This window comes from Peribacillus sp. 05N428, assembly GCF_056397085.1.
The window spans coordinates 1-5,461 of sequence record NZ_JBFTMS010000083.1 but is presented as its reverse complement, the minus strand read 5'-3'; the positions used below and the strand labels follow the sequence as shown (position 1 = coordinate 5,461).

The window sequence follows — 5,461 nt, the reverse complement described above, 5'->3', positions numbered from 1 at the left end:
ACTCTGAAGGTAAATCACAAGATCACTATAACCATGTTTCAAAAAACATCGAGAACTTTGTGAGCAACTCTGAAGGTAAATCACAAGATCACTATAACCATGTTTCAAAAAACATCGAGAACTTTGTGAGCAACTCTGAAGGYAAATCACAAGATCACTAYAACCATGTTTCAAAAAACATCGAGAACTTTGTGAGCAACTCTGAAGGCAAATCACAAGATCACTACAACCATGTTTCTGCAAAGTAAAAGATTTTTTTTATAAATAAGTATAGGAGAATTTTATTCTCCTATACTTATTTACTATAATAATGAGGTGAATTTAATGACAAATATAGCTGTTCAAACTCCAAATGAAAAGTTGCATTTTTTCAATACAAAAGAAATTATTGCAAATATGGAAGAACTAATTAGATTTTTCAAACAAGATAGGATTGCTTTTAATAAAAAAGATTACATAAATGCTTTAAATAGCATGCAAGGGAACTTTATACCTGTTAATGATAAAATTGAGGTTACTTTTGATCATGAAGATTTATATAATAGATTAATTATTAAAGACTTACTCAAAGATAAGAATGTTAAATTTACAGATCATCTTTTTTCAATTGACGAACAACAAGAGATTATGAAAAATATTGAAGAAGCTTTTGAACTTTTAAATACTATAAATCCTAGTATCATGAACACAATGAGAAAAGTCATTGGAGCAATTGCATGTTATAAAGTAGAAGGATATGTTGGGGGCTCTGTATCTAGTTCTATCGGTGTAATTTGGTTACATCCACCAAAGCACTGGAAAATAGAAGACTATGCAGAAGCAATTTATCACGAATTTATTCATCATTGCTTATATTTAGATGACATGATATATGCAATTTTTCCTAATCAAGAAGTAGCAAATAGCCCTGAAGCAATGACGATATCAAGTATTTTAACAACAAAAAGATCCATAGACAAGGCATACCATTCAGCTGTTGTAGCTATAGGGATTATGTATATGTATCACAAATTAGGAAATGATAAAAAAGCATTAACTTTCCTTCCGAATATTAAAAGAACGTCTGAAGAATTAAATACCAAACATGAATTTTTAGGTGAACGTGGGATTGAAATTTTAGAGGGAATGAACTATTTCACAGAACATCTTAACTATGATGATATTCACTCCTTAATACATGAATGAAAAGAAAGAGAAGGCATTGTTGCCCTCTCTTTTTCTTTTTTTTCATAAATCTAACCTGCCCTGTTAAGTGCCATAAGAAAAAGGCTGCCTCAAAAACCTAACGACTATTATTTAACAGTAGCAAAGATATTTGTAAATCCATACCCCCCTTCGTTTTTTAATATTTCTGTTTTTTTATATTAGTTATTCAACAAACCTACCCCTTGCATAAAAAAGGGAACTTCCGTTCTGCATTGTAAAAAGCACCCTTACTTGAAACAAAATTGTAACTTCAATTGTCAGAATAATATATATTAGGTTCCTTTTTTTCTTTAAATAAACGTTAATCCTTCTACTATACTTTTACGGTTTCCATACATTTAAAAGCTTTAGCGTACGAGTTTAATAAAAGAGCATGGCTTTTATGCAAGGGGCTTTTCGTTTAGTAAGTCATGGCCATCGATTCTTGTTTGATTGATCTGCATGAATGCCTTTCCACAAAATGATGGGGAATGATGGACCTAGCCGAAGTATCTCCAGTTTGCAACTTTTGTATAATACTTTTTGCGGCCTGATACCCTAAATCGAAAATATTAATGTCTACAGAACTCAAGGCAGTTAATGATCGTTCAAAGAAAAGAACATGATTGAAGCTGACAATCGACATTTCTTCAGGAGTCCGTACTCCCAATTCCCGAAGAGAATGCACGACGCCAAGTGCCATACGATCATCACTGACGACCAACGCAGTTGGTGGTTCGTCCATCGATAGTAACTTTTTCGCAGCTGCTTGTCCACCTTCATGTAAAACATCCTCATGTATGGTATATTCCCTTCTTGGAAAGATACCAGCCCTTTTCAATGCACGTTTATACCCTAATAAACGGTTTAGAGTCATCACAAAGGTTATATCGCCTCCGATGAATCCAATTCTTTCATGCCCTAGCTGAATAAGGTAGTCTGTTACCTGTTCGGCAGCCAAGACATTATCGTTATCTACATACGTTATCTCCTCAATAAAATCATAGGGTTTCCCAATGACAACAAACGGAAAAGCCCTTGCTTGTAAATAGGTTAGAATGTGATCATTCATCCTTGAATACATAAGGATTATTCCATCCACCATTCCCCCCTGAATCATATTCACAACTCCTTCGTAGATTTCATCTTCTGTTTTCCCCGTTCTTAGTAACAGAGAGTAATGCTTTTCCTGAGCCCCTTCACTAAGACCCTGGAGGATTGCCAAAAAATATGGATTTTGATAAAAACCGTTTGACGAACTTGGCAGCAATAAGCCAATGATCCTGGTTGATTGATTAGCAAGACTCCGTGCAATCAAGTTTGGATGATATCCTAACTTTTCCATTGCCTTACGAACACGTACCTTTGTTTTTTCACTTATACGAGGATCATTTGCACTTACTCGAGAAACTGTTGAAGGAGCAACATTTGCCAGTTGTGCCACATCTTTTATTGTGATGGCCATGCCTTGTTTTCTCTCTCCCCTCTTTAGTCTTTTTTGATTTCATTTAAAAAAAGGTGAAAACCAATAAACACTTTTCAAATATATTTTAAAATTATACTGTATCTATAATGCACTCACTTAATAGTTATATCCATACTTTTTTGATTATTTTTAACTTTTTTTCAGAAAATACCCACTTTTTCGTTTTTTAATCTCTTTTGAAAATTAAAAAGAAGCTGATATGAGATCAGCTTCTAAAAATCCGAAGTGTTTTGGGGAGAGGAAAGAAGTCAGGCGATTATTTTCATTATTGCTCCTTTCAAATTTAGGTTTAATATTATTGACGTTATATGTTTAATATAGTTCCATATTATCGTATAAATTTACACATTAGACATCATTTTTCTTATAGAACTAACCTCAATCGGCAAAATTCTTTGAGCCTTTTACACAAAGGTCTCTCGTTTTTAACTCTCCGGCAAGATAGGATAAATACAGATTTCAATGTGTTTACGATAAATTAAATTATTTTCTTTAGGTACATAAATTGTTCTTTTCCACTGTTCACTAGCAAATGAAAGATCAAAATCTATTTGTAGATTTTCAATTTTTCGGTTCTCATGATCACGTAAAAATTTCAAGGCTTCTAAAAGTGATTGATCCTAAGTGGTTGAATCAATTTCAATCATACTAATCAATCTAAAAAGAGTTTTCCTGTGACTTTTATAGAATTCCATAAAAGAGGAAGGTAGTTATTGCCATTATATGATGAAATGGCTTCGCAATCTTCTTTTAATGAGTCGATACCACCTCTTTTTCCTAATAGCTCCTTTATTTTTTGACCGCTCAAGGCATCGTCCTCATTTAACTTGTGGTATTTAAGACTTCTGCCAAAACAGAGATGAGATTTTCAGTTTTTGATCTATGTTTTAAAAGTTCAAGCTCCTCTTTTCCTTTATTATGTCTAGTTCTGACTCTTTTGAGAAACATCTCTACTAAACTATCAATAGCTGATATTTTTGAGCGATAAGTCATACAAAGTAACAGCGTATATCTCTTTGGCAGATTAAAGTCTTTTAATTCAGATACATCAAGCGCTTTTGCTTCTAAAGCGAAGTTCTTAATTTTTGAATTTGGAATATTCTCTAGTAAACTATCAATTTCTCCTATAAAGTTAGTTAACCAGAGTAATTTATTTTGGATTTCCTTCATATGAGAAAGTGTTGCGCTTTTTGGAACTTCTTTTAAACAGTTATATCAGAAGTCCGATTATCATCTGTAGTAACAAGTAATTGATCTAATTTTTGCTTAACTTCAGGAGTCAGTTTTGAAAATACTGAATTAAATAACTGGTGATTAACTAATGTCCTTATACGGCGAGCCAATCGATCTATTGTACTAAAAGCAGGTAACTCACACCTTTCTTTTATTAACACTTCAATGGATACGTTGATAAGATCAGCTGGATTGTCCATTACCTGTGTGGCCTTATAAATTGAAGTAGTTGCAATATGTAATACTTCTTTTCCATAAGGACGTACATTGAGGTATTCTCTTATTGCTTTTTGATGTCGGTAAATTGATTTACTATTGTAATTCGATTCAACACTAGTAGAGAGATTCAAACAATTCCGAATATAAATCACGATCTCTACAGGAATATCTTTCCGCCGAGGGAAATAACCAAGACGTTGGAAAGATTTTAACATAACTAGTAAACTTAGAACTGAAACTGGTCCTCTAGCAACTTTATGTGCAAATTGATTTTCTTAGGGTGTTGTGGAATAAACATCACGAAGTTCTTTTGAAGTAGGACGTTTTTTAAATCTGGGGTAAGCCGTACGTTCTATAGATGCCAAATTACCAACTCCATTCACAGTAAGTTAGGGCAGTGTAGCTGCTCTAGTCCGTCACATTTTCCCCTAAAAATCTAACTAGTTATTAATTCGTTTTTTCTAGTTTCCTTTTATTAATCGCTCGATATAATGAGCCCTGTGAAAGTCTTGTACCTTCTACAATTTCTTTTACTGAGTATTCTTTACTGTCATACATCCTCAAAGCTATTTCAATTTTCCCTTGATCTACTTTAGGTCTTCCAAGTTTTTTTCCTCTTTTCTTACTTGCTTCTAATCCTTCTTTAACTCTTTCTGCAATTAAATTTCTTTCTAACTCTGCGATGACACACATAATTTGAAACATGGCTTTTCTTTTCCCGTTGATGTTCTTGTATCCATGTTCTCTTTAATAGAAACGAACTTTACACCTGTATCCTCGAATTGCTGAATAATAGAATGAATATCAAGTGTTCTTCTCCCTAAGCGTGAAATACTTTCTACAACAAGGGTATCACCTTTCCTTATTACATCTAACAATGAATTAAGTCCATCTCTATCCTTTATAGTCCCAGTAAATTTCTCTTGAACCATTTTTTCGCAACCATACTCAGAAAGTAATCTAATTTGTCGGTCTAAATTTTAGTCAACTGTAGAAACTCGGGCATAACCGATTATCATAAAGAAGCCCCCTGCACAATTTAATATTCTTATTGTACAAGAGACTTCATTTTTGTAAAACTTTTGGTAATTATTTTTGGTAACCTATAAACCTAATAAAATCAAACACCAGAGTTTCTGATTAACGTTGTTACAAAAAATATGGTTTTTGGTAAAAATCTTTTAGTACTAAACCAATCAGATATAATTATTTTGATAAACGCTCCATGAGAGTAGCTTTTTCTGCTTCAAAACCAGGTTTGTCAAGTAAAGCAAACATATTCTTCTTGTATGCTTCGACTCCAGGCTGGTCAAATGGGTTAACTCCTAATAGATGGCC

At 33.2% G+C, this 5,461-nt stretch carries 6 protein-coding genes and 2 pseudogenes; 2 read left to right on the top strand and 6 right to left on the bottom strand.

Annotated features, from left to right (window positions below):
- Both AC1DIV_RS29430 and AC1DIV_RS29425 read left to right on the top strand, forming a co-directional pair.
- Nucleotides 1-248 (top strand): hypothetical protein (locus tag AC1DIV_RS29430; RefSeq protein WP_477577925.1); only part of this gene is annotated, 248 nt, incomplete at its 5' end.
- Nucleotides 249-324: 76 nt separating this feature from the next.
- The gene (locus tag AC1DIV_RS29425; RefSeq protein ID WP_477577924.1) at nt 325-1,185 is read left to right on the top strand and encodes an aKG-HExxH-type peptide beta-hydroxylase; all 861 of its coding nucleotides are present in this window, start codon (nt 325-327) and stop codon (nt 1,183-1,185) included.
- A gap of 421 nt (nt 1,186-1,606) precedes the next feature.
- Here the strand turns inward: AC1DIV_RS29425 and AC1DIV_RS29420 are convergent, their stop codons facing one another.
- The 6 genes and pseudogenes from AC1DIV_RS29420 to AC1DIV_RS29395 form a co-directional block, all read right to left on the bottom strand.
- Nucleotides 1,607-2,650 carry a LacI family DNA-binding transcriptional regulator gene (locus tag AC1DIV_RS29420; RefSeq protein WP_477577923.1) on the bottom strand — a complete coding sequence of 348 codons (1,044 nt, stop codon included), beginning with the start codon at nt 2,648-2,650 and terminating at the stop codon, nt 1,607-1,609.
- A gap of 673 nt (nt 2,651-3,323) precedes the next feature.
- The gene (locus AC1DIV_RS29415; RefSeq protein WP_477577922.1) at nt 3,324-3,479 is read right to left on the bottom strand and encodes a hypothetical protein; all 156 of its coding nucleotides are present in this window, start codon (nt 3,477-3,479) and stop codon (nt 3,324-3,326) included.
- Between the two features lie 14 nt (nt 3,480-3,493).
- Complete coding sequence (locus AC1DIV_RS29410) at nt 3,494-3,841, bottom strand: hypothetical protein (protein WP_477577921.1); 348 nt, start codon at nt 3,839-3,841, stop codon at nt 3,494-3,496.
- Between the two features lie 32 nt (nt 3,842-3,873).
- Complete coding sequence (locus AC1DIV_RS29405) at nt 3,874-4,338, bottom strand: DUF4158 domain-containing protein (protein WP_477577920.1); 465 nt, start codon at nt 4,336-4,338, stop codon at nt 3,874-3,876.
- Between the two features lie 232 nt (nt 4,339-4,570).
- A pseudogene (locus AC1DIV_RS29400) lies at nt 4,571-5,088 on the bottom strand (recombinase family protein).
- Between the two features lie 241 nt (nt 5,089-5,329).
- Nucleotides 5,330-5,461: pseudogene (locus AC1DIV_RS29395) on the bottom strand (glucose-6-phosphate isomerase); the annotation flags it as partial.